Annotated in this window: 18 protein-coding genes; 7 read left to right on the top strand and 11 right to left on the bottom strand. The window is 29.9% G+C overall.

Going from position 1 to position 19,398, the window contains the following annotated elements:
* Positions 1-19 precede the first annotated feature (19 nt).
* Positions 20-733, bottom strand: a complete 714-nt coding sequence (locus K5790_RS09840; protein ID WP_297594631.1) for a glycosyltransferase family protein — start codon at positions 731-733, stop codon at positions 20-22.
* A gap of 114 nt (positions 734-847) precedes the next feature.
* Between K5790_RS09840 and K5790_RS09845 the strand changes: the two genes are divergently transcribed.
* The gene (locus K5790_RS09845; protein WP_297594632.1) at positions 848-1,837 is read left to right on the top strand and encodes an SDR family NAD(P)-dependent oxidoreductase; all 990 of its coding nucleotides are present in this window, start codon (positions 848-850) and stop codon (positions 1,835-1,837) included.
* A 58-nt stretch (positions 1,838-1,895) separates the two neighbouring features.
* Here K5790_RS09845 and K5790_RS09850 read toward each other — a convergent pair whose 3' ends face one another.
* Positions 1,896-3,434, bottom strand: a complete 1,539-nt coding sequence (locus tag K5790_RS09850) for a hypothetical protein (protein WP_297594633.1) — start codon at positions 3,432-3,434, stop codon at positions 1,896-1,898.
* Positions 3,435-3,598: 164 nt separating this feature from the next.
* Between K5790_RS09850 and K5790_RS09855 the strand changes: the two genes are divergently transcribed.
* Together K5790_RS09855 and K5790_RS09860 are read left to right on the top strand one after the other, a co-directional pair.
* Positions 3,599-5,449: a hypothetical protein gene (locus K5790_RS09855; RefSeq protein WP_297594635.1), complete on the top strand. Its 1,851-nt coding sequence runs from the start codon at positions 3,599-3,601 to the stop codon at positions 5,447-5,449.
* A gap of 5 nt (positions 5,450-5,454) precedes the next feature.
* Positions 5,455-6,234 carry a hypothetical protein gene (locus K5790_RS09860; RefSeq protein ID WP_297594638.1) on the top strand — a complete coding sequence of 260 codons (780 nt, stop codon included), beginning with the start codon at positions 5,455-5,457 and terminating at the stop codon, positions 6,232-6,234.
* 1 nt (position 6,235) lies between these two features.
* On the opposite strand, the gene K5790_RS09865 is transcribed toward K5790_RS09860, so the two are convergent.
* Positions 6,236-6,631 (bottom strand): DapH/DapD/GlmU-related protein, encoded by a 396-nt coding sequence (locus tag K5790_RS09865; RefSeq protein WP_297594640.1) that lies wholly within the window; start codon positions 6,629-6,631, stop codon positions 6,236-6,238.
* 14 nt (positions 6,632-6,645) lie between these two features.
* Positions 6,646-7,788, bottom strand: a complete 1,143-nt coding sequence (gene neuC, locus K5790_RS09870; RefSeq protein ID WP_297594642.1) for a UDP-N-acetylglucosamine 2-epimerase — start codon at positions 7,786-7,788, stop codon at positions 6,646-6,648.
* A gap of 51 nt (positions 7,789-7,839) precedes the next feature.
* On the opposite strand from neuC, the gene K5790_RS09875 reads away from it, so the two are divergent.
* Positions 7,840-8,538: an N-acetylneuraminate synthase family protein gene (locus K5790_RS09875; protein ID WP_297594644.1), complete on the top strand. Its 699-nt coding sequence runs from the start codon at positions 7,840-7,842 to the stop codon at positions 8,536-8,538.
* On the opposite strand, the gene K5790_RS09880 is transcribed toward K5790_RS09875, so the two are convergent.
* On the bottom strand, positions 8,528-9,661 hold the full coding sequence (locus K5790_RS09880) for a DegT/DnrJ/EryC1/StrS aminotransferase family protein (RefSeq protein WP_297594646.1): 1,134 nt from the start codon (positions 9,659-9,661) through the stop codon (positions 8,528-8,530). The two genes, K5790_RS09875 and K5790_RS09880, sit on opposite strands and share 11 nt — an antisense overlap.
* Before the next feature lie 126 nt (positions 9,662-9,787).
* Here K5790_RS09880 and K5790_RS09885 point away from each other — a divergent pair, with 126 nt between their 5' ends.
* Both K5790_RS09885 and K5790_RS09890 read left to right on the top strand, forming a co-directional pair.
* Complete coding sequence (locus K5790_RS09885; RefSeq protein ID WP_297594647.1) at positions 9,788-10,789, top strand: Gfo/Idh/MocA family oxidoreductase; 1,002 nt, start codon at positions 9,788-9,790, stop codon at positions 10,787-10,789.
* Between the two features lie 41 nt (positions 10,790-10,830).
* Positions 10,831-11,844, top strand: a complete 1,014-nt coding sequence (locus K5790_RS09890) for a polysaccharide biosynthesis protein (RefSeq protein ID WP_297594648.1) — start codon at positions 10,831-10,833, stop codon at positions 11,842-11,844.
* Positions 11,845-11,853: 9 nt separating this feature from the next.
* Here K5790_RS09890 and K5790_RS09895 read toward each other — a convergent pair whose 3' ends face one another.
* The 3 genes from K5790_RS09895 to K5790_RS09905 are packed head-to-tail and all read right to left on the bottom strand — an operon-like array spanning position 11,854 to position 14,873.
* Positions 11,854-13,170, bottom strand: coding sequence for an aminotransferase class III-fold pyridoxal phosphate-dependent enzyme (locus K5790_RS09895; RefSeq protein ID WP_297594649.1), 1,317 nt, complete (start codon positions 13,168-13,170; stop codon positions 11,854-11,856).
* A gap of 52 nt (positions 13,171-13,222) precedes the next feature.
* Positions 13,223-14,140 (bottom strand): polysaccharide deacetylase family protein, encoded by a 918-nt coding sequence (locus tag K5790_RS09900; protein WP_297594650.1) that lies wholly within the window; start codon positions 14,138-14,140, stop codon positions 13,223-13,225.
* A complete protein-coding gene (locus tag K5790_RS09905) occupies positions 14,130-14,873 on the bottom strand; it encodes a hypothetical protein (RefSeq protein WP_367182890.1) in 744 nt (247 codons plus the stop codon). Before K5790_RS09905 ends, K5790_RS09900 begins: the two co-directional genes overlap by 11 nt.
* Between K5790_RS09905 and K5790_RS10800 the strand changes: the two genes are divergently transcribed.
* Positions 14,860-15,033 (top strand): hypothetical protein, encoded by a 174-nt coding sequence (locus K5790_RS10800; protein ID WP_367182891.1) that lies wholly within the window; start codon positions 14,860-14,862, stop codon positions 15,031-15,033. The genes K5790_RS09905 and K5790_RS10800 overlap by 14 nt on opposite strands.
* 190 nt (positions 15,034-15,223) lie before the next feature.
* On the opposite strand, the gene K5790_RS09910 is transcribed toward K5790_RS10800, so the two are convergent.
* The 3 genes from K5790_RS09910 to K5790_RS09920 all read right to left on the bottom strand — a co-directional run bounded on the left by K5790_RS09910 (position 15,224) and on the right by K5790_RS09920 (position 19,321).
* Entirely contained in the window at positions 15,224-16,231 is a 1,008-nt protein-coding gene (locus tag K5790_RS09910; protein WP_297594653.1) for a Gfo/Idh/MocA family oxidoreductase, read from the bottom strand.
* Complete coding sequence (locus K5790_RS09915) at positions 16,228-17,190, bottom strand: Gfo/Idh/MocA family oxidoreductase (RefSeq protein WP_297594655.1); 963 nt, start codon at positions 17,188-17,190, stop codon at positions 16,228-16,230. The genes K5790_RS09910 and K5790_RS09915 overlap by 4 nt, the downstream gene beginning before the upstream one ends.
* Before the next feature lie 64 nt (positions 17,191-17,254).
* Positions 17,255-19,321, bottom strand: a complete 2,067-nt coding sequence (locus K5790_RS09920) for an STT3 domain-containing protein (protein WP_367182893.1) — start codon at positions 19,319-19,321, stop codon at positions 17,255-17,257.
* Positions 19,322-19,398: the final 77 nt, after the last annotated feature.

Consider the following 19,398-nt stretch of genomic DNA (forward strand, 5'->3'; position numbering starts at 1 on the left):
AGTTAAATTAATTTATGCTTTATAGTTTTGACGAATTAATTTTTAATAATTCAGAATCATTTTGGAGCAAATTCAGAATATCATCTAAAAGAATTGGTCTTGTATGTATTTTTGAGATGATTTTTTTTACAAACTCAAGATCTGACTTTGTATCAACAGTCCATCTTAACTTGGAAATATCTTTAAAATATTTTAGATCAAATGTTCGGAATTTTTGATTATTCCTGAAATATGGGGTGACATGTTCTTTGTCATTATCAGAATGAGCATTTTTTGAAGCTGATTCTAATGCACGAAATGAAAAAACTTCAGTTTCAGTTCCATATGGAAAAGTCCGTTCAATACAATTAGCTACATAATCAAAAGATCCTGTTTTAAATTTTGTAATTACACTGTCAACGATCTTTGGATCTATCAGAGGATTATCAGAGGTAATACGTACAATATTAGAAAATGAAAATTTTTTTGCACATTCATAATATCGATTCAATACATCAAATGGATTTCCTCTAAAACAATCAACCCCAAGATTTTCAATGTAATCAAAAATTATATTGTCTTCAGGCAAGGTTGTTGTAGCAACAACTATTTTTTCTATCTGGCTAGAACCTTTTAACTGATCTAATAGAAAATGAATTAGGGGTTTTTTTTCAGTTACATTCTGCATTACTTTTCCAGGCAATCGTGTGGAACCCATTCTAGCCTGAATAATACATCCAATTTCTACGGCCATACTAGTATTTCTTTGCGTAACTATAAAATTGAATTTATTCAGTTACAAACAAATTAAATGATTGTAAGTGTGTTGATAAGTAAGACTTTTACTCTTTACTCAAAAACGACTTTCATGTTTGATGGGAAAAAAATCCTTATTACAGGTGGAACAGGTTCCCTAGGACAAGCCCTCACAGCGAAATTGTTAGAAACGAATGTAAACACAATCAGAATTTTCAGTAGGGATGAGTCAAAGCAAGTTCAGATGCAATCAGGAATACAAGACAAAAGACTAAGATTTTTGATTGGAGATATTCGTGATTTTCATAGACTTTCACGTGCGCTCGAAGGAATTGATATAGTAATTCATGCAGCTGCCTTAAAACATGTACCAGTAGCAGAATACAATCCATTTGAAGCGGTTAAAACAAATGTTGATGGTACACAAAATTTGATAGAAGCTTGCCTAGATAACAATGTAAAAATGGCTTTAGCTATTGGAACAGATAAAGCTGTTTCACCTTTTAACACATATGGTGCAACAAAATTTTTGATGGAAAGATTATTTGTTTCAGCAAATTATTACAAAGGGAATCGCGACATAAAATTTTTGTGTGTTAGATATGGTAATGTTTTGGGAAGTAGTAATTCGATTGTACCAATAATAAGAAAGCAGATAGTTGAAAAGAAAAAAATTACTATAACGGATCCTTCAATGACTAGATTTACTATTACAATGAATGAAGCTTTGGAATTAATTATGAGAGCATTGAAAAATGGTAAGGGCGGAGAGATATTTGTACCAAAACTTAAGGCTTACAGATTAAACGATATGAAAGATGCAATTATAGAATTAACAAATTGTAAGAACCAAGTGGAAGAGATGTCTGTTCGTCCAGGTGAAAAGTTTCATGAAATTTTAATCAACAGAGAAGAATTCAGAAATACCTATGAAAACGAACAGGATTTTATAATACATGAGAAGCAAACGGGGGGAGAAATAAAAATTAACGGAACTCCAGTGGACAAGGACAAATGGAAAATGGATTATTCTTCAGAGAATGCAGAATTATTATCTAAGAAAGAATTAAAAGAAATACTGATTAGAGAGAAATTTTTCTGAACCCAAAACAGAAAATTTAAAATGTTTTATTTTAATTAATAAAAAAGGTTTTCTAGAATTAATTAGAATTTTTTTCAATTTTTTTCATATATTCTGATGTCAGGGTTTCAAATTCTTCCTTATGATTATCTAAGAAGTTTTGCATTTGGAAGTCTGTGATTTTAACTTCTTTTGTCATTCCGTTGAAACCATGTAATTGTGTGGCTATTTCTTGCATTAATCTAAGTCTGTCAAATTCAAAAGAATTTTTTTCGTATAATTCTATGTAGTGATTAAGAGTAGAATAATTATATTTTGTATTAAGACATTTTTTAACTAAAGGAAGCAGTTCTTCTCTATTTTTCAATCGGTTAACAAAAGGGAGATAATCATAACTGGTTTCCCCAAAAATAATGGATGGTTTTTCATAAAATCCAGCTTCAAAAGCAGAAGAGCCTGTAATTGTTGTAACTAATTGGCAGTTTTCCATCAATAATTCTGGTTTTACGTTTGGATGGATTAAAACAACATTAGGCAAATCTAAAATTTCCTTATAAAATGAAGAATTTCTCCATGCGTTTAGTTTCATAGAAAAGTGTTCTTTAACATACAATTGAAATCCAACAGGTATTGATTTTGCAATGTCTCTAATTACCTCGAGTTGATTTGTAAAATAAGGTGAGCTGAAAAGAATGGTTCGCTCTGGTTCATGATGAAGTGGATAATATACAAAGGGTTTTGATAAATCAACTTCTTGAACTGCATTATTATCCAAGAAACGTTGCATTTTCCAACGCTTAATAATGAAAGGTAAAATAAAATCAGATTTTGTTAAAAATTTAATTTTTGTATGTCCCCAATTTTCATAAAATTTTCTATAATCATCATTGCAGACCTTAAAGAGAAAATGTAAATGTCTTCTAACAATATCAAATTTTGATAGTTTGTATTTTTGGTTAGAGAATTTTTTTTTGATTCCTTTTTCAATATACTCATAAGCAGATTTTTTTTTGATATAATTTTTCAAATCATCAGGAGAAAGATGTAACGATGATGAAAAATTCACATTCGTTTTATCAAAACCATCTATTTTGTCGTAATCTTCAGAAATTATTGCTCTATTAGACAATCTTGTTGGGTTAAACATCAGAATTTTAATACCTCTACTTCTACACAATTCACAAAAAAGAAAATTTCTGTGCAGATCAGTGACAGAAATACACAAAAAATCAGGGTCTACTTCATTTATTACGGATTCAAATATTTTACATTCATCTTCTGTAACTGACAGAATTTCGTCATAGGTAAATTTATGATACTCGTTAAAGCGATAAAATCTTCTTTCAGAATACGCCAATTGCCATAAATTAATCATATATTTTTCTTCAAAATATTTTAGATAGTCAAAATCAATTTGATGAGGTTTTGATGAAAGATAATCTCTGTACAGCCAAAATTTTCTGAATTTAACTATTTTTTGAGTTTTGAAGAAATTTCGTGTAACATAATTTGTATCAATTATTGCATAAAGTTCATGCTCATACTTTTTTTGTAAAAAACTAGAAATACCAAACTGTATGAGTCCATCATCAATCCAAAAAAGAATTTTCCTTTTCACGTCAAAGATATTAGATGGACATTAATTAACATATTTGAGAAATACCTCAAATGGATTAGATGAACATCAAAAAATTTAACATTAGATATGAAAATTTCTAGCCAGAATTTTGTGAGATTATTAAAGATTAAAAACAAATGGAGTCTTTGAATTTTTAGAAAAACATGAATAAAAATAGAAAAATTATTTTCCTTAACAAAAATCCAGACGAGTTAAAGTTTGAAAAAAACCCAAATTCACTTGTTGTTACTTACGATTTACTACGAGAAGAGATTCTACGTAACGAAAAATACATAGTTTTAAACTTTCATAGATTTGTGCAATCAAAAGAAAATTGGAAAGAAGTAGTTAGTTCATCATTAGAATGGTTTAACAGTTTCACAGAAACCAAAATTAATTCAAACAAAACAATTGTTGAGACACTAAATTTTGAGAACACCTCATTGTGGTGGTTTATTTATGATACAGTTTGGGAATCAAAAAACGGAGTTTTTGACATATTTTACAATATTAAAGGAATAGAATTTTTGCTTAAAAAATACAATCCAAATGAAATAGAAGTAATCGGAACATTTGATTTTCCGATCAAGGAAATTCTTGAAATATTTAAAAAAAAGTACAAATTTTCAGCAAATTATAATAAATATTTTATGAAAAAAATTTCGAAGGATTCAGATTCTTTATTGTATAAAATCAAATTGTTTGTTGAAATGTTATTTTTAAAATTTATCAAGAATCCAAAAAATAAATCTGAAATAGGAGTTTTTTTAAAACATGGGAGTTCAGCATTAGAAAAAAATAGAAAAGGTCAAAAATTAATAATAGATCATTATGTAAATGAATTTACAGAATATTTTTTTGAAAATAGAGAAAAGTTTAGTTTTATATCTCGCAATTTACCAGGAACAAAAAAAGGAATCAGCAATATTTTACAAAATTTCTTAATGATTTTTTCTGGAATATTTTATCCTTGGATCGGATATTCATCTTTTTCAGACTTGAAAATGTTTAAAAATAATACAGAATTTTATTCAAAAAAATTTGAAGAGTTAAAAGATCAACATTCATTTAGAAAGGTATTTCAAATTGAAGATGTAGACTCGTTTCAATTATTCAACAGAATTTTTCTTGAGCAAATTCCCCGATTATTAGCATTTGTAAGGCTTGAGTTAGAAATTTCAAAAAAATATTTTATTGAGAATAATCCAAGAATTATTTTTACGACTGACTCAATCAGTCCTGCAGGTAGAGCACTTTGTTTTAGGGCATCACAAATACATAAAAAAGTCATCACACCACAAGGTGGCATAATTAGTTCAGAGATTCCAGTTAACATGGGTTTTTTGATTCATAAAAATTTTGATAAAAAAATTCTTCCAACATATCTTGTATGGGGAGAGTACCACAAAAAAATATTAGAAAATAGAAATTACCCTTCAAATTTAATAAAAAAAGTAGGGTTTTGGCAAATTCAAAATGAGAAAATTGAAAATTCAGAATTTGGTAAATACATTTTGTATATTGCTGGTGCAAATCTAAATAAGCTTGAATATATTTTGTCATTAGAAGAAGAAATTTTTACGATTAAAAAAATCCACATAGTTTTACCAAAGGGATATAGACTTGTTGTAAAATTACATCCATCACTATCAAATCAATTCTATAAAGAAAAAATTGGAGAATTAAATAGTATTATTTTGTTAGAAGGTAGTTCAAATATCGATGTAGAGTCATTGATAAACAATGCAGAAATAATTGTAGGAAAGGGTTCCACATTGTTAATTCAAGCTGCAATTAAAAATAAACCGGTAATCATAATTAATTTAAAAAGCAATTTGAATTTTATAGGAATTGATAGCATTCCATTTGTTACATCAATAGATGAATATGAACAGAAACAAAATGAATTTATTAATGAGGGGTTAACTCCGGACTACCATATTGAAAGATTCATTCACAAAGAGGGTAAAGAGGCAGTCAATTTAATCATAAAAGAGTTAGAAAGTTGTGAATAAACGATTTGGATAGAAAAATTATGAATACTGCTGCTTTTGTTCCAGTCAGATTATCTTCTTCAAGATTACCAGCAAAATCATTGCTTGACTTATCAGGAAAACCATGTTTTCAACGTCTAGTAGAGAGAATAAAAAGATCCAGAGGAATACAACAAGTTGTATTATGTACAACCAACAATTCTGAAGATGATAAAATTGTTAATTTAGCAAAAAAAATGAATATCAAGATTTATCGTGGTAAGGAAAAAGACATCATTGACAGATACTATCATGCTGCAAAAGAATTCAACATAAAAAATATAATCAATATTGATGGTGATGATATTTTTTGTGAACCAGAATTTATAGAAAAAACCAACAATGTCCTTTCAGGAAATAAATATGATTATGTTGCTTGGAAGGATCTGCCTTTAGGCACAACACCCATTGGAATAAAATTTGAAGCTCTGGAAAAAATTTGGGAAAAAAAAGATACAAACGACACTGAAACTGGTTGGGGTAAATTCTTTACAGAAACAGGATTGTTTAAAATCAAGTACCTTTCATCAGATAAAATAAAGTCAGATGAAAAATCTATTCGTCTCACATTGGATTATCCTGAAGATTATCAATTATTCCAAGAAATTTATAAAAATCTAGAAGAACCATTCTCACTTTTCGACATAACTAAGTTATTTTCCGATAAACCAGAATTAAAAAAAATAAATGAAGGATTATTAGAAATTTATAAAAAAAATTTTGAAAGCAAATCAACGAAAATAAAACTAAAAAATTCAAAAATTTGAATCAATCTTTATATGGTATTTTTTTAATTTTTTTAGCTGGAACGCCAGCCCAGATTTCATTATTGGGAACATCCTGAGTCACAAAAGAATATGCAGCCACAATAGAATTTTCACCAATTGTCACATTAGGCATGACAGTGCTATGAGTGCCAATCTTACAGTTTTTTTTTAGAATAACTTTTCCTTTTTTAGAGTCTATTGTAGAATTAGAGTAAATGGAGCAATGAGAACCAATCTTGACATTATCTTGGATTTCAACACCATAAGAACTATTGATGTATGAAAAAGTTCCAATATCAAAATTTTTTCCCAAAATTAATTTTTCAGGATATTGAACAATGTAGTTATATTTTGTAGGTTTTCCATGTTTGATTTCTGGTTTTTTCCACACAGTCATATTTTTTCTAAATTCTAATATCTAATTTGCTTTTTGAGGATATCGTTATTTAATTTGATATTTTCAAGGTATTTTATAATTATTTTGGAGGAATTTCCATCACCATAGATCTTATCAGTTTTTCTAACAACATTTGTTTTTAAGCATTTTTTTATGGCTTGGAGAATTTTTTTGCTAGAATGGTCTACATCAATTACATTTTTACCATGTTCACGTCCTATCTGCCTTATTCCAATATTTATTACAGGTATTCCAAAATAACTTGCTTCAATCATCCCACTGCTAGAATTTCCAACTAGAACTCCCCCATATTTTAAAAATCCCAAATAATCATCACGTGGAACGTTACTGTAGAATTTAATAAAATCAAATTTTTTTGAATATTTTTTTAATGCTCTAAATATAGCGGAGTTTCCAGGATCAGAATTTGGAGCTATAGCAATTGTTTTCTTTCCAATTTTTCTAATTGCATCCAAAGTAGATAGTATTTGTTTTTCACTTTCATCAATCTGTGTAGTTACAGAATGCTGTAAAAGAATAATCTCATCTCCAGAAAATTTGATATCATATTTTTTTTCTAAAAATTCTTTTCCGATTATTTTTTTTGATACAACATCATCAATACTTGGAGAACCTGTGAAAAAAACATGTTTTGGATCTTCGCCCATTTTAATAATTCTAGATTTGCTTTTTTTGGATGCTGCAAAGTGGATATTAGACATTTTTGTTATAGCATGTCTATTATATTCATCAATTCCACCCTTTGAGCGATCTCCACCATGAATATGGGCATTAGGAATATTCATGTGATATGCAGCTATTGAAGATGCCAACATTTCATCTCGATCTCCTAAAACTAGATTTATGTCAGGTTTAATTTTATCAAAAGCTTGAGAAAATAAAATAATTGCATGTCCTAACTGTTTTGTTGATTCTAATGTAGAATCTTTGTTTGGCATCATTGGGATTTTTGAGAAAATCTTGAAGCCGTCTTTTTTAATTTCATTGATTGTTTTTCCATATTTTTCAGATAAATGCATGCCAGTTACCAAAAGGTACAATTCCAAGGATTTGCTATTTTGTATTTCAAATAACAAAGGTCGTAAAATTCCATATTCTGCCCTTGTTCCAGTAGTGATTGAGATTTTTCTTGTCAAATCATTTAAGAACGGATTAGAGTATTTATATGAATTAGGGAGAAATTTATCATGTTTTTTGTAGTAGCTGAGATAGGAGTAAACTGGGACGGAGATAAAAAAATAGCCTCAGAAATGATTCAAGCAGCAAAAAATGCAGGATGTGATGCTGTGAAATTCCAATCATTTTCTGAAGACATGATAAAAGATCATCCTGAAAGTAAGCGTCTAATAAAATCATCAATTTTACCAGAAAATATTGAAATTATAGATAATTTGGCAAAATCAATAGGAATCGAATGGTTTTCTACTCCAATGTTTCCAGAAGCAGTTGAATTTCTTAATCCATTTGTAAGTCGGTTCAAATTACGCGAATATGATGGCAGAAGTCTTTTGAAGGATGTGGAGACAGAGTTAGTCAAAAAAATAAAAAAAACTAAAAAAGAAGTCATAATAAGTTCAGAGAAATCACCTAAGAATTCCAAATATTGGAAAGACCCACAAATTAAGTGGCTATATGTAGTCCCAAAATATCCTTGTGAATTAAATGAGTTGCAATTTCAACATATAAGGGATTTTGACGGATTTTCGAATCATTGTCCAGAAATTATTGCACCAATAACAGCTGCCGTATGCGGTGCAAGAATAATAGAAGTTCACATAACATCAGACAAAACAAGATCTTTTGTGGATAATCCAGTTAGTTTTGATTTGAATGAATTGCGATTACTTCTTGAGTATATTAGAAAAATTGAAAGAATCAATTTTTGAAGAAATCAGAAATTGAAGATGTAATATACTGAAGATCTTTTTGCTGCAAATCTGGGTAAATAGGTAAGGACAGGATTCTGTCAGATATTTCCTCAGTATTATCTAGTTTGAATTTATCCAATGTAATTTTTTTATAAAATGGGGTTCTATGTACTGGCTCAAAATAAACTTTAGTCATAATTCCTCTTTTTCCAAGGAATTGCATTAGATCATTTCTTATTTTTGAATCAGGTAATAAAATAGAGTAGAGCTGGAACACATGTTTATTGTTTTTTGGTTCTGGTGGAATAGTTATTTCAGAAAATTTCTTTATTTTTGTTGAAATGAATTTTGCATTATTTCTTCTCATTGCAATAAGTTTTTCAATTCTGGAAAGTTGAGAAATTCCCAATGCTGCAACCATCGTAGCCATCCTCCAGTTATATCCTAGTTGCACATACTCCGGTTTTTGCGATGATGAGAAATAATTAGAATTTTCTAACCTTCCATGAGAACGTAGAAGCTTTAGTTTTTCATAAAATTTTTCAGAATTAGTCAGTACAGCTCCACCCTCTCCAGTTGTAATTATTTTATTTGGCGCAAAGCTAAGTACAGACAGATCACCAAATGAGCCTACTTTTTTCTTGTTTAATATAGAACCTAAAGATTCAGCTGCATCTTCAATAAGAAAAACTTTTTTTCTATCTGCGATTTTACGTAATTCTTCAATTTTGCACGGTAAACCTGCATAATGAATGGGCATTATCGCTTTAACTTTTTTGTCAATAGATTCTTCAGTTAAAGCAGGATCTAATCCGAATTTTTCTTTTTCAATATCAACAAAATGCGGAATTCCACCTGCCATAAGCACAGAATTAGCAGTTGCAACAAACGTGAAAGATGGAACCAACACCTCTTCATTAGATTTCAATCCAATAGACAGTAATGATGCATGAAGAGCTGATGTTCCTGAATTGAATGTGACACAAAATTTACTTCCAACGTAGTTTGCTAATTTCTTTTCAAATTTTTCAATTTCAGGACCTATAGCCCAATTCATATTTTTTTTGACTATTTTAGAAACCGAATTAACATCATTTCTGTTAGTATTGATTTTATATAGAGGAATTTTTCGATGCGACAATTGAATGAGTCTTCTAATTCTAACTAATATGTATTAAAAGTTAAATTTTACACATGAAAGTAGTGTTTTGTTTTCTATGAAATTACATATTAAGAAGGAAAAAAGCAAGTTAAAAGGATGGAATAATTGAAAATTTTGATTGTCGGTTTAGGTTCAATGGGGAAGAGGAGAATTAGAAATATGCAGTACCTAAGACAAGAAGAAATCATAGGATTTGATCCTAGGGAAGATAGATGTAAAGAAGTTTTAGAAAAATATGGAGTTAGGTCTTTTCAAGATATCAATCAGGCACTCAAAGAAAAACCCAATGCCATGATAATATCAACTCCTCCTGATCTTCATATGGCATATGCAAAAATTGCAATAAAAAACAATATTCATTTTTTTACAGAAGCAAGTGTTGTGCAAGATGATATGCTAGAAGTCATCAAAATGCTTGAGAAGAACGACATTGTTGGACTGCCTTCTTGTACAATGCGATATCATCCGATTGTAAAAATGATAAAAACCATACTTGAAAAAAACATCATTGGAAAACCTCTTAGTTTCTTATATCATTCTGGTCAATATCTCCCCGATTGGCATCCTTGGGAAGATTATAGAAAATTTTATGTTGCTAAAAAGGAAACAGGGGCGTGCCGTGAAATTGTCCCGTTTGAATTGATTTGGTTAACAGATTTGTTTGGAAAAATTAAGACTGTTTCTGGACATAAATCCAAGGTATCACATCTTGAGGTGGATATTGATGATATTTACAATATTCTTTTAGAGTTTGAGAATGGGATGGAATCCACTCTAACTGTAGATGTGATTGCAAGATTTCCATTTAGGCAATTGAAGATATTAGGAGAAAAAGGAGTAATTCTTGCTGATTGGTCTGAAAAGAATGTAAAGTATTATACAAATGAAAATGGATGGACTGAAAATAAAGTTGATGATGGAATAGTTGAGGAAAATTACATTCATGGAGAAGGCCCATACATTGAAGAAATGAGTTCATTTTTAGACTCAATACAAAAAAAAATAGAGCAACCATATACGTTTAAAGAAGATCTTCAAATTTTAAAAATACTAGAAATTATTGAAAGTAGTAGTGAGAGTGGTTTAAAGAAAAATGTCGGAAATTAGTACAAAATTTAAAAATCAGATCTTAGTAAGAGTTGAGTCACATGAGTAAGAAAATAATGAATCAAATTTTGTCTGAGTTTAAACAAAAAAAAATTCTTGTTACGGGAGGTACAGGTTCAGTAGGCATGGGAATAGTAAAAGAATTAATAAAATACAAACCAAATAACATCAGGATTCTTTCAAACGATGAAAATTCTATTTTTGAAATGAGAAGAAAATTTCCCAATCAAACAAATCTTACTTTTATGGTGGGCGATGTTAGAGACATAGACAGAATAAAACTTGCCATAAGAGACATTGATATTGTTTTTCATGCTGCAGCAATGAAACACATTGATATTTGTGAGCAAAATCCATTTGACGCAGTAAAAACTAACGTAATTGGTACAAGCAATCTTATCGAAGCTTCATTGTTAGAGAATGTTTCAAAATTTGTCTTTATAAGTACAGATAAAGCTACGAATCCATCCAGTACTTTGGGTGCAAGTAAATTGTTAGCAGAAAGAATTATTCAGGATGCAGGATCTTACAGAGGCCTAGGCAAAACAAAATTTTCCATTGTAAGATTTGGAAATGTGTTAGGCTCAAGAGGTTCTGTCTTTCAGATTTTTCAAGAACAGCTAAAAACTGGAAAGTCATTAACTATTACAAATCCAAAAATGACGAGATTTATCATGTCAATTTCTGATGCTGCAAGCCTAATTTTGAGGGTTACAAATATTGCAAAAGATGGAGAAATTTTTATTTTGAAAATGCCTTCAGTAAACATTCTTGATTTAGGAAAAACAATGAGAGATGTTTACAAAACACGGTATCCAAAAACGAGAATTGCACCAATAAAAACATCTAAAGTGAGAGACAAAGAAAGACTCCATGAATTTCTGATAACACCTTCAGAGATTCCGTTCTGTCATGATGTAGGAACAATGTATAAGATCTCTAAAGAAAGATCAAAGGAGAAGATTTCAGAGTCAGAATTTAGTTCTGAAACAACAAAGAAGATTGATCAGAAGAAATTAAAAAAAATCATCAATGAATTGTTAGATGAATATTAAACCAAACAATTATGAATTATTTGGTTTATGAATTGAAGATTTTAAAACGGAATAGACGGGTTTGGATGGTTTGCCCTCCAGATATGATTCAAAATTATTTTCATCAGATGCCTTTTTCAAAACTGAAATTGAGTCGGCAAAAGCCTGCAAAGTAGAGTCAATGTCATCTGAGGTATGTGAAAATGAGATATATTCTACTCCAGGATGAAGAAAAATTCCTTTCTTGACCATTTCTTGTATAAACAAACTTCGTAAGAGAATGGAATCATTGCCTTTGTTATCTTTACCTACGACTTTTATCCTTACAGGGTATCCCTCAAAACTTAAGTTAAGAGAGTTTTCAGAAGAAAGCTTGTTGAATCCTTCCATAAGTAATGTTCCATTTTCCCAAATAGTTTTTACAACCGGTTTTTCTTGAAATTCAGAAATAGTAGCTGAACTTGCTGCAAGAGACAAGGTATCAGCCGCATAGGTTGTAGAAAAAAACACGTCATCAAAAATTTTCATATACTCATTCTTTCCCGCAACTGCTGAAAGCGGCATGCCATTAGCCATTCCTTTTCCAAGGACTGTTATGTCAGGCTCAACACCAAAAAGTTCCTGTGCTCCACCGTTTGAGAATCTAAAACCAGTCACAATTTCATCATATATCAATACAGCATCATTTTGATGTGTAAGTTTCTTTACTTTTTCAAGAAAATTATTTTGTGGTTTTTCAAAAATTGTGGGCTCCATGAAAACACATGCAATTTCATTTTTATTTTGTTCAAAAATATATTCCAATCCATCAAAATCATTATAATCAAAAGGATAAATCAGATCTTTGTTAAATTCTGGAACCCCCTGATTTCTACTAATTATGGCAGCATACCAATCATGCCATACTCCACCAGAACCACAATAAGCAATTTTATCTTTTTTTGTAAATGCTCTTGCTCCACGTACTGCACCAGTAGCGGAACCTGAACCAGTCTTAGAAAATTTTACCATTTCTGCACTTGGCACAATATCACAAATTTGTTCAGAAACATCAATTTCTAGTTTATGTGGTAATGAAAATAAGATTCCATTCTTTAATTGACTTGTAATTGAGTTGTCCACTTTTGGATAACAATGACCTAAGATGATTGGTCCTAAGCCACATAGATAATCGATATATTCATTATCATCAACATCAAAAAAATGAGAACCTTTTGCACTTTTTGCATAAATTGGGAATGTTCCTTCAACAAAAGTGTAAGGAGATCTACTAAATGTTTGAGTTAAAGAAGGGATTAGATTTTTAGCTTTTTCAAGTAAGTCAAAAGAATTTTTGAGAGATTTCATGACCGTTGTTTTGATTTACTTTTAATAAATTTAGTCTAAATTCGAGATAAAATTATTGTGGAAAATCATTGGTATCAAACCTATTAAGAATAAAAGCATGATCCTTATCTAAAATTGCTTCTTTTTGTTCAAAAATTAATCCAGCTCTAAAACCTAATTTTTTAATTTCATCAATCACTGTTGGATTATAGCTACCTGATGGGTATGCCATCATCCATGAATTTTTGTCAGGGTTTATTTTAGAATAAGAACGAATAGTTTTTTCCAGTTCATTTTTCAAATGTGTAAATTCTAGCCATTCATGGGAATATGCATGAGAACCAAAATACATTCCACCTTCTTTCATTTCATGGATATCATCCATAGATAGATACAATTCTTTTGAGAAAGATTTTTCATCCTTTGTAACGTATTTGAAGAAAAGATCATCTATGAATTGTTTTCGTGCATTCATAGCCAAACCAAATTGAAGAATTCGTTTAATCAATACTGTTTCAGGATCATCAAAAGGATCTGTTGTGGATAATTTCTTTTTATATTCATTAAAATCCAATAAATCATATTTTGACTTGTTATCTTGAATAAAACCCATAAGTTCTTTCAAAATTTTGGAGATAGGACATTTTTCGATGATAAATTGAAGTTTATGTACATAAAGAACAACCTGATTTTCTAGAGGCTCCCCACTTACAAAAAACATTCCTTGGATTTTTTCTTTTTTTAAAATTGGGAATACATTTGAATAATGATCTTTCAATCCATCATCAAATGTCAACGAAATTGAATTATTTGGAACTAATTCATTAAAATAAATTGCATTTAGTATTTGTTTGGCAGAAATGAAGTTAAATCTTTGTTGAAACCATTTAATCTGTCTTTTAAAAGCAGATATCTCTAATCCTTTGATATTTGGGTATTTACTGTCCTGAATTTGTCTAACATAATGATACATAACTATTTTAATTTGCACGATCTTGATCAGAGTCTCCCTTAACAATATACCAATTTTCGCATTTATTTAATTCAGAGTTTTTTAGTTTTGAAGTAAATTGCAGATTTAGATCATGTTTACGATTAGGATCTAACGGATTAAAAACGACAGGTACAGAATCTAAAACATTATAGAATTTAAGATATTTTAAAACTTCTTCAAAAAAATTTCCACTACAAAAGAAATCAACAAAATCGACCTTATTTTGACAATAATTAAGAATTTGTTGAAATATTTCAAGTTCTTTTTCTTTATTTACTATTAGATCAACTATTCGTGCCGCTTTAATTGATTCATTGTTTGTTTCAAATCTTATTACCGCGTAACCAACCATTTTATCATTTTTCTTTAAGACTAAGAAATGATAGTCTATTAAGGGATGGTGGATGTATCTCCAATTTAAATAATTTTTTGTTCGGTTAGTGGTTATTGGAAAACGTATCTTGGTTTCCTCCCAAAAAGTGTCAAAATTACTGGGAAGAACTTTAATTCTTTCAAGATTAATTTGGTTTTGAAAATCAGATTGTTCAAAAGAATTTTTTCCAACAAACGTATCAAAACGCTTCTTATTTAAAATGGCAACATACCTATTCAGATTTGGGAATATTGTCCAGCCTAATTTCTTATACGCTTTTTGTGCTTCTGGGCCTGCACTCAAAACAAGAACAAAATCGAAAATTTCTGCAGCATTTTTGACAATGGATGAAAACAATCCTTTGCCTCTATATGATTCAGATGTGAAACCAGATATTAGCCATGTAGCAGTATTAATTTCATCAAACACTTTTAGATTAATTGGAAACAAACCAACATGGCATGAAATTTCTGATTTTGATTCGGTCAAAAGTATAGATTTTTCATATTCATTGTAAGGATTTTGGTTAAATTGCCAATCGAAATGAATTTTGTTGTTTAGTATGTGGTTTTTTCCATAGGCTTTATTTATAAAATTTTTTAGATTTTTTGAATCAGATTCTTTGAAAAATCGAGGCAAATCAGTCTGATGATTTCATTCAATTATGCTATATGAATTTAAATTAAAACTATTAGAAATGCCAAAAACTATTGTTCATAACCGCAAATTTTTTCTGCAATTTGATTAAATTTTGCTGCTTTGTTAAGGGTCACAAGAGGAATTTGTTCTTCAATATTTTCATCCAACATTATTGCGATCTGTTCAGCTAATCCTTGTTTTACATTTGGGTAAGATTGATCAAAATCAATTTTTTGCCACTGAATAGTTTTTTTTGGACATATCCACAATTCCTCCAACGAGATCAATCTATAGGCACTTTGATTTGTCATTATTTCGATTCCCCATCTTCCAGAAGAACCCCAATCTGCATGATAAGAAAATGGTATTTCAAATTCACTTAAACCACTACCAACAAATACTGAGCCAGAAGGATGCCAATCTAGTTTTCCTGACTGATAAAAGAGATATTCTTTTGGCATGCCAATAAGATCTAGTACCATAGATATGACATGCAGTGAATTACTAATACCCCATCTTTCATAAGCAAGTTTTTCTTCTTTTTGAAAGTCAATAGTATGAACAAATTCTGTAAAATTAAAATTACATGAAGTAATCCCACCTTCAACAGCAACTAATTTTTTTAGTTTATGTAAATTGGGATAAACTAATCTATTATAACCAATTCTTAATTTTTGATCATGAACAATATCATTTAATTTCAATAACTCTTGATAATATAACGAACCTGGTTTTTCAATTAGAATATTTTTTTGTCCATATTCCATAGCTTTTTTTGCAGTAGGTAATAAGGATGCAATAGATGTTGCAATAATTGTAAGATCTGCTTCAGATTTTCCTTTTAAAAAATCCTCTAGGTCTCCAAAATAAAATTCAAACCCATATTTTTGAGAAATTTGTTTTGCTTTTTCAGCTGTTCTAGAAAAAATTGTTACATTTGTAATACCCATACTAGATAATGCATTTGCATAATGCTCACCCATGTATCCAGATCCAATTAATAGAATTGATTTGTCCTTGAAATCTAATGACGATAAGTTTGTCAGCAAATCATAAGAATGTGAAGGGTTATTCATGTTATTGGACATTTTTCCTTTTTTTCATTTGTTATTTTTTCGATATGATTATTAAAAATTCTAAACAATTCTTTATGGGTAAAATAGCTTTCATCAATAGTTGGTAAATCACATTTGTTATTTTTTAAAATATCACTAGCCATTTTAACAGTTAAATCACTTTGTGGATCTATCTTAAAATTTCGAGTTATTTTCGAGTTTCCATGATAACTAAGAATTTTTTGATTAGTTTCATCAATAAATAGATCATTTTCTTTATCAAAAAGTCTTACAGTCACAGGAAAATTTTTCAAATCTGAAAAATTTAGATATAATGAAGAATTTTTGAGATTTTTTCCGATAATTACACCTGCAAATTCACTAAAGTGATTTCCACGTTTACTTGGGAAAATCTTTTCAAACAAAAAATCCCCATTTAATTGAATATCTATAGTATCATTAAACCAACAAAATAAATCAATATAATGAATAGCATTACTACCTAGACCCACATTTCCTCCAGTCACAATCAAATTTGTTTTTTTAGAAAAAATCTTTTTGATTGACTTATAGGATTCATAATATCGTCTAGATGTATTAACCCAACATTTTGCCTTGGATTTTTTTATAAGTTTTTGAATAAACTGGTATTCTTTTTTAGATTGACAAACCATTTTTTCTATCAAAAATGTCGAATGACCGTTTTCAAGCAAGTTTTTAAGGAGATTAACTCTTTCATTAGAAGGGGTTGCAACTATTACCAAATCACTTGGTTTTAATTTATCAAGAGATGTTTTCCATTTGAAAACAAAATTAGAACCATTAAAAGTCATTTCTTCTAAACGTTTTTTTGCAATTATTTGAGAATTTTTGTTTGGTTCAACAATTGTGATTTCTGTTTCATATGGTAATTTAGTTAATGATTGAAGATGGCGACTTCCAATATTACCGCAACCAACTAACAAAATTTTTTTTTTCAATGTTGATTTTTGCATAATTTCTTATTATTAAAGTGTAGAAATTTTAAAAGAACATTTAGTGAATTTATTCAAAAAGATTTGTGGCACTATACTCATCATTGACTTCATAAACAAAAACTCCAATTACCGGCCCTACTTTTTGGTCAGTAAATGAGGGTGATGCATATACCAATTGTAATGGCCCATTACCGTCTGAAGGATATTTTATATCATCAACATATACCCCTGTATATCCAGGAACATATACAGCAGATTGTTGGTTGTTATTGAAATTAACATATGCAAGAGTTGAGAAAGGGATCATTTTGCCTAGTAATGTCTCATTCCAGAAATAGTCAGTTCCACTAATTCCATCTGTCTGAAGATACTTTGCTACTGGTTCACCTGCAATTCTCATAAACCATTGTTTTTTGGATTCATCACCTCCACCAGATAAAAGGTAAAGATTTCTTTCATCAGGTATGTTTAGTTTTTGTGCTGCAACAAAAACTAAAACATAATCACTTCCCATTTCTTGAAGCATCATCCATGCGTCATCAGGTGAACTAAGAAAAATCTTGGCAATATTTTGAATTTGAATTGCATCAATTGTTGCATTATCTGCAAGTGTAGTTCTATCGGACATTGTGGTAATCCAATATCCATAATCCCACCAAGCAGTAACAACAGAATCTGGCGGAGTGTTTACTTTAATCCATTCTAGTGTATCTTTCCAATCATTTGTTGCAATCTGATAGTTTGTTCCACCATTAAGGATAGTTGGAGGAACATCAACAACAGAAATCCAATTTCCATTAGCAGGTGTCATTAACGGAGAAATTATAAAAATCAGGATAACACCGACGCTAGAAAATTTTATTATTTTATCTTTATTAGTAAAAATTGGTTTTTTGAAATTAATTATTTCTTTTAGAATTATTGATAATCCTATTGATGAAAGAATAATTATAGAAAGGGATGCAAATAATTCCAATCTCAAAAATGCAGAGCTTACATATACGCCCGTAATTCCAAAAATTAATGCAAACCAAATCATATCATTTGAAAAAGCATTAAGAGAACTAGATTTTATTTTATTGAAAAGGATCCATGCACCTAAACCAGCAAAAATCATCAAAATAGAATGCATGAAAAATGATTGTGAGATGGTAGTTGTTGCATGTTCGGCAACAGAGTCAACCAAAGGATCAGTAGTCGTTAAAAATGGATTAATTGCATTAAGATATCTAAAACTTGGCAGAGGCAAAAATTGAGAATCAGCATTGATAATAATTAAAGCAGAACCCACTAGGATTATTGCTAATAATAATAACAAACAATTTCGTATTACTTTTTCAGGTTTGCTGATCTTTTGAATAAAACTACATACAACAAAAAAAGCAGTGGGTGCAATTAATGAAACTCCTCCCAAGCCAAGTACAAACCCTGCCCCTGGTCTCTCAAACATCATTACAGTTGCCAAAAATGAAATTACAAACATCGGAATACTCCATATCAGAATTCCAAAATCTTTTCTAAGAAATGGAAGTGCAAGCAGAAATATGCCTACAGGAATTATGAAAAACTGAATTCCTCCCCAAGATGCAAGACCAAATCCCAACAATATTCCTCCTGCAATCATCTTAGAGATTGTAATTTTTTTATTCTCAGACTTTATTGCGCTCAAAAATAGATAAACCCCCAGCAGTCCATAAAACAATCCCAATGGTTCTGATTTGAACCACCCTAATGTTCCTCTTAGAATTATTGGAACAGATACTGAATATAGTAAAGCTGCAAACAATCCTGCAGATGTTCCTCCTACTACCCGGACTAAAGCAAATATTATGATTGCAGTTAACGAACCAATAACTGCAGGAAATAAAATTGTAAAGTCGTATAGATCTGAATTGCCACCAAAGATTTGATATGTAATAGCTGCAGTTACATGCAACATTACCTGTGAGCTACCTGAAACATTTCTTCCTTCAGGATACCAACTCTTATCATCATGCCAATCAAAATATGCAGATGGACCATTATTTACTAAAAATTCAGTTGCGCGAAAATTAAAAAATGGATCAAACTCATTTAATTCAAATCCATAGTCTGCTCCTTGGGAGCGAACCATCATAGATATTGAAAATGACAAAATCAAGACACCTATTATCAGTAAATGATTTAATCTGAAATCAAAATTGCCTACTTGAAATAGGCTAGCTCTTGCAT

Origin of the sequence: Nitrosopumilus sp. (assembly GCF_025698945.1) — an archaeon.
In the GTDB taxonomy this organism is placed as follows: domain Archaea; phylum Thermoproteota; class Nitrososphaeria; order Nitrososphaerales; family Nitrosopumilaceae; genus Nitrosopumilus.

Coding starts and splice junctions, on each gene's coding strand:
- K5790_RS09840 (WP_297594631.1), bottom strand. CDS start 733: ATGGCCGTAGAAATTGGATGTATTATTCAGGCTAGAATGGGTTCCACA.
- K5790_RS09875 (WP_297594644.1), top strand. CDS start 7,840: ATGTTTTTTGTAGTAGCTGAGATAGGAGTAAACTGGGACGGAGATAAA.
- K5790_RS09895 (WP_297594649.1), bottom strand. CDS start 13,170: ATGAAATCTCTCAAAAATTCTTTTGACTTACTTGAAAAAGCTAAAAAT.
- K5790_RS09890 (WP_297594648.1), top strand. CDS start 10,831: ATGAGTAAGAAAATAATGAATCAAATTTTGTCTGAGTTTAAACAAAAA.
- K5790_RS09855 (WP_297594635.1), top strand. CDS start 3,599: ATGAATAAAAATAGAAAAATTATTTTCCTTAACAAAAATCCAGACGAG.
- K5790_RS09845 (WP_297594632.1), top strand. CDS start 848: ATGTTTGATGGGAAAAAAATCCTTATTACAGGTGGAACAGGTTCCCTA.
- K5790_RS09865 (WP_297594640.1), bottom strand. CDS start 6,631: ATGACTGTGTGGAAAAAACCAGAAATCAAACATGGAAAACCTACAAAA.
- K5790_RS09910 (WP_297594653.1), bottom strand. CDS start 16,231: ATGAATAACCCTTCACATTCTTATGATTTGCTGACAAACTTATCGTCA.
- K5790_RS10800 (WP_367182891.1), top strand. CDS start 14,860: ATGGATGAAAACAATCCTTTGCCTCTATATGATTCAGATGTGAAACCA.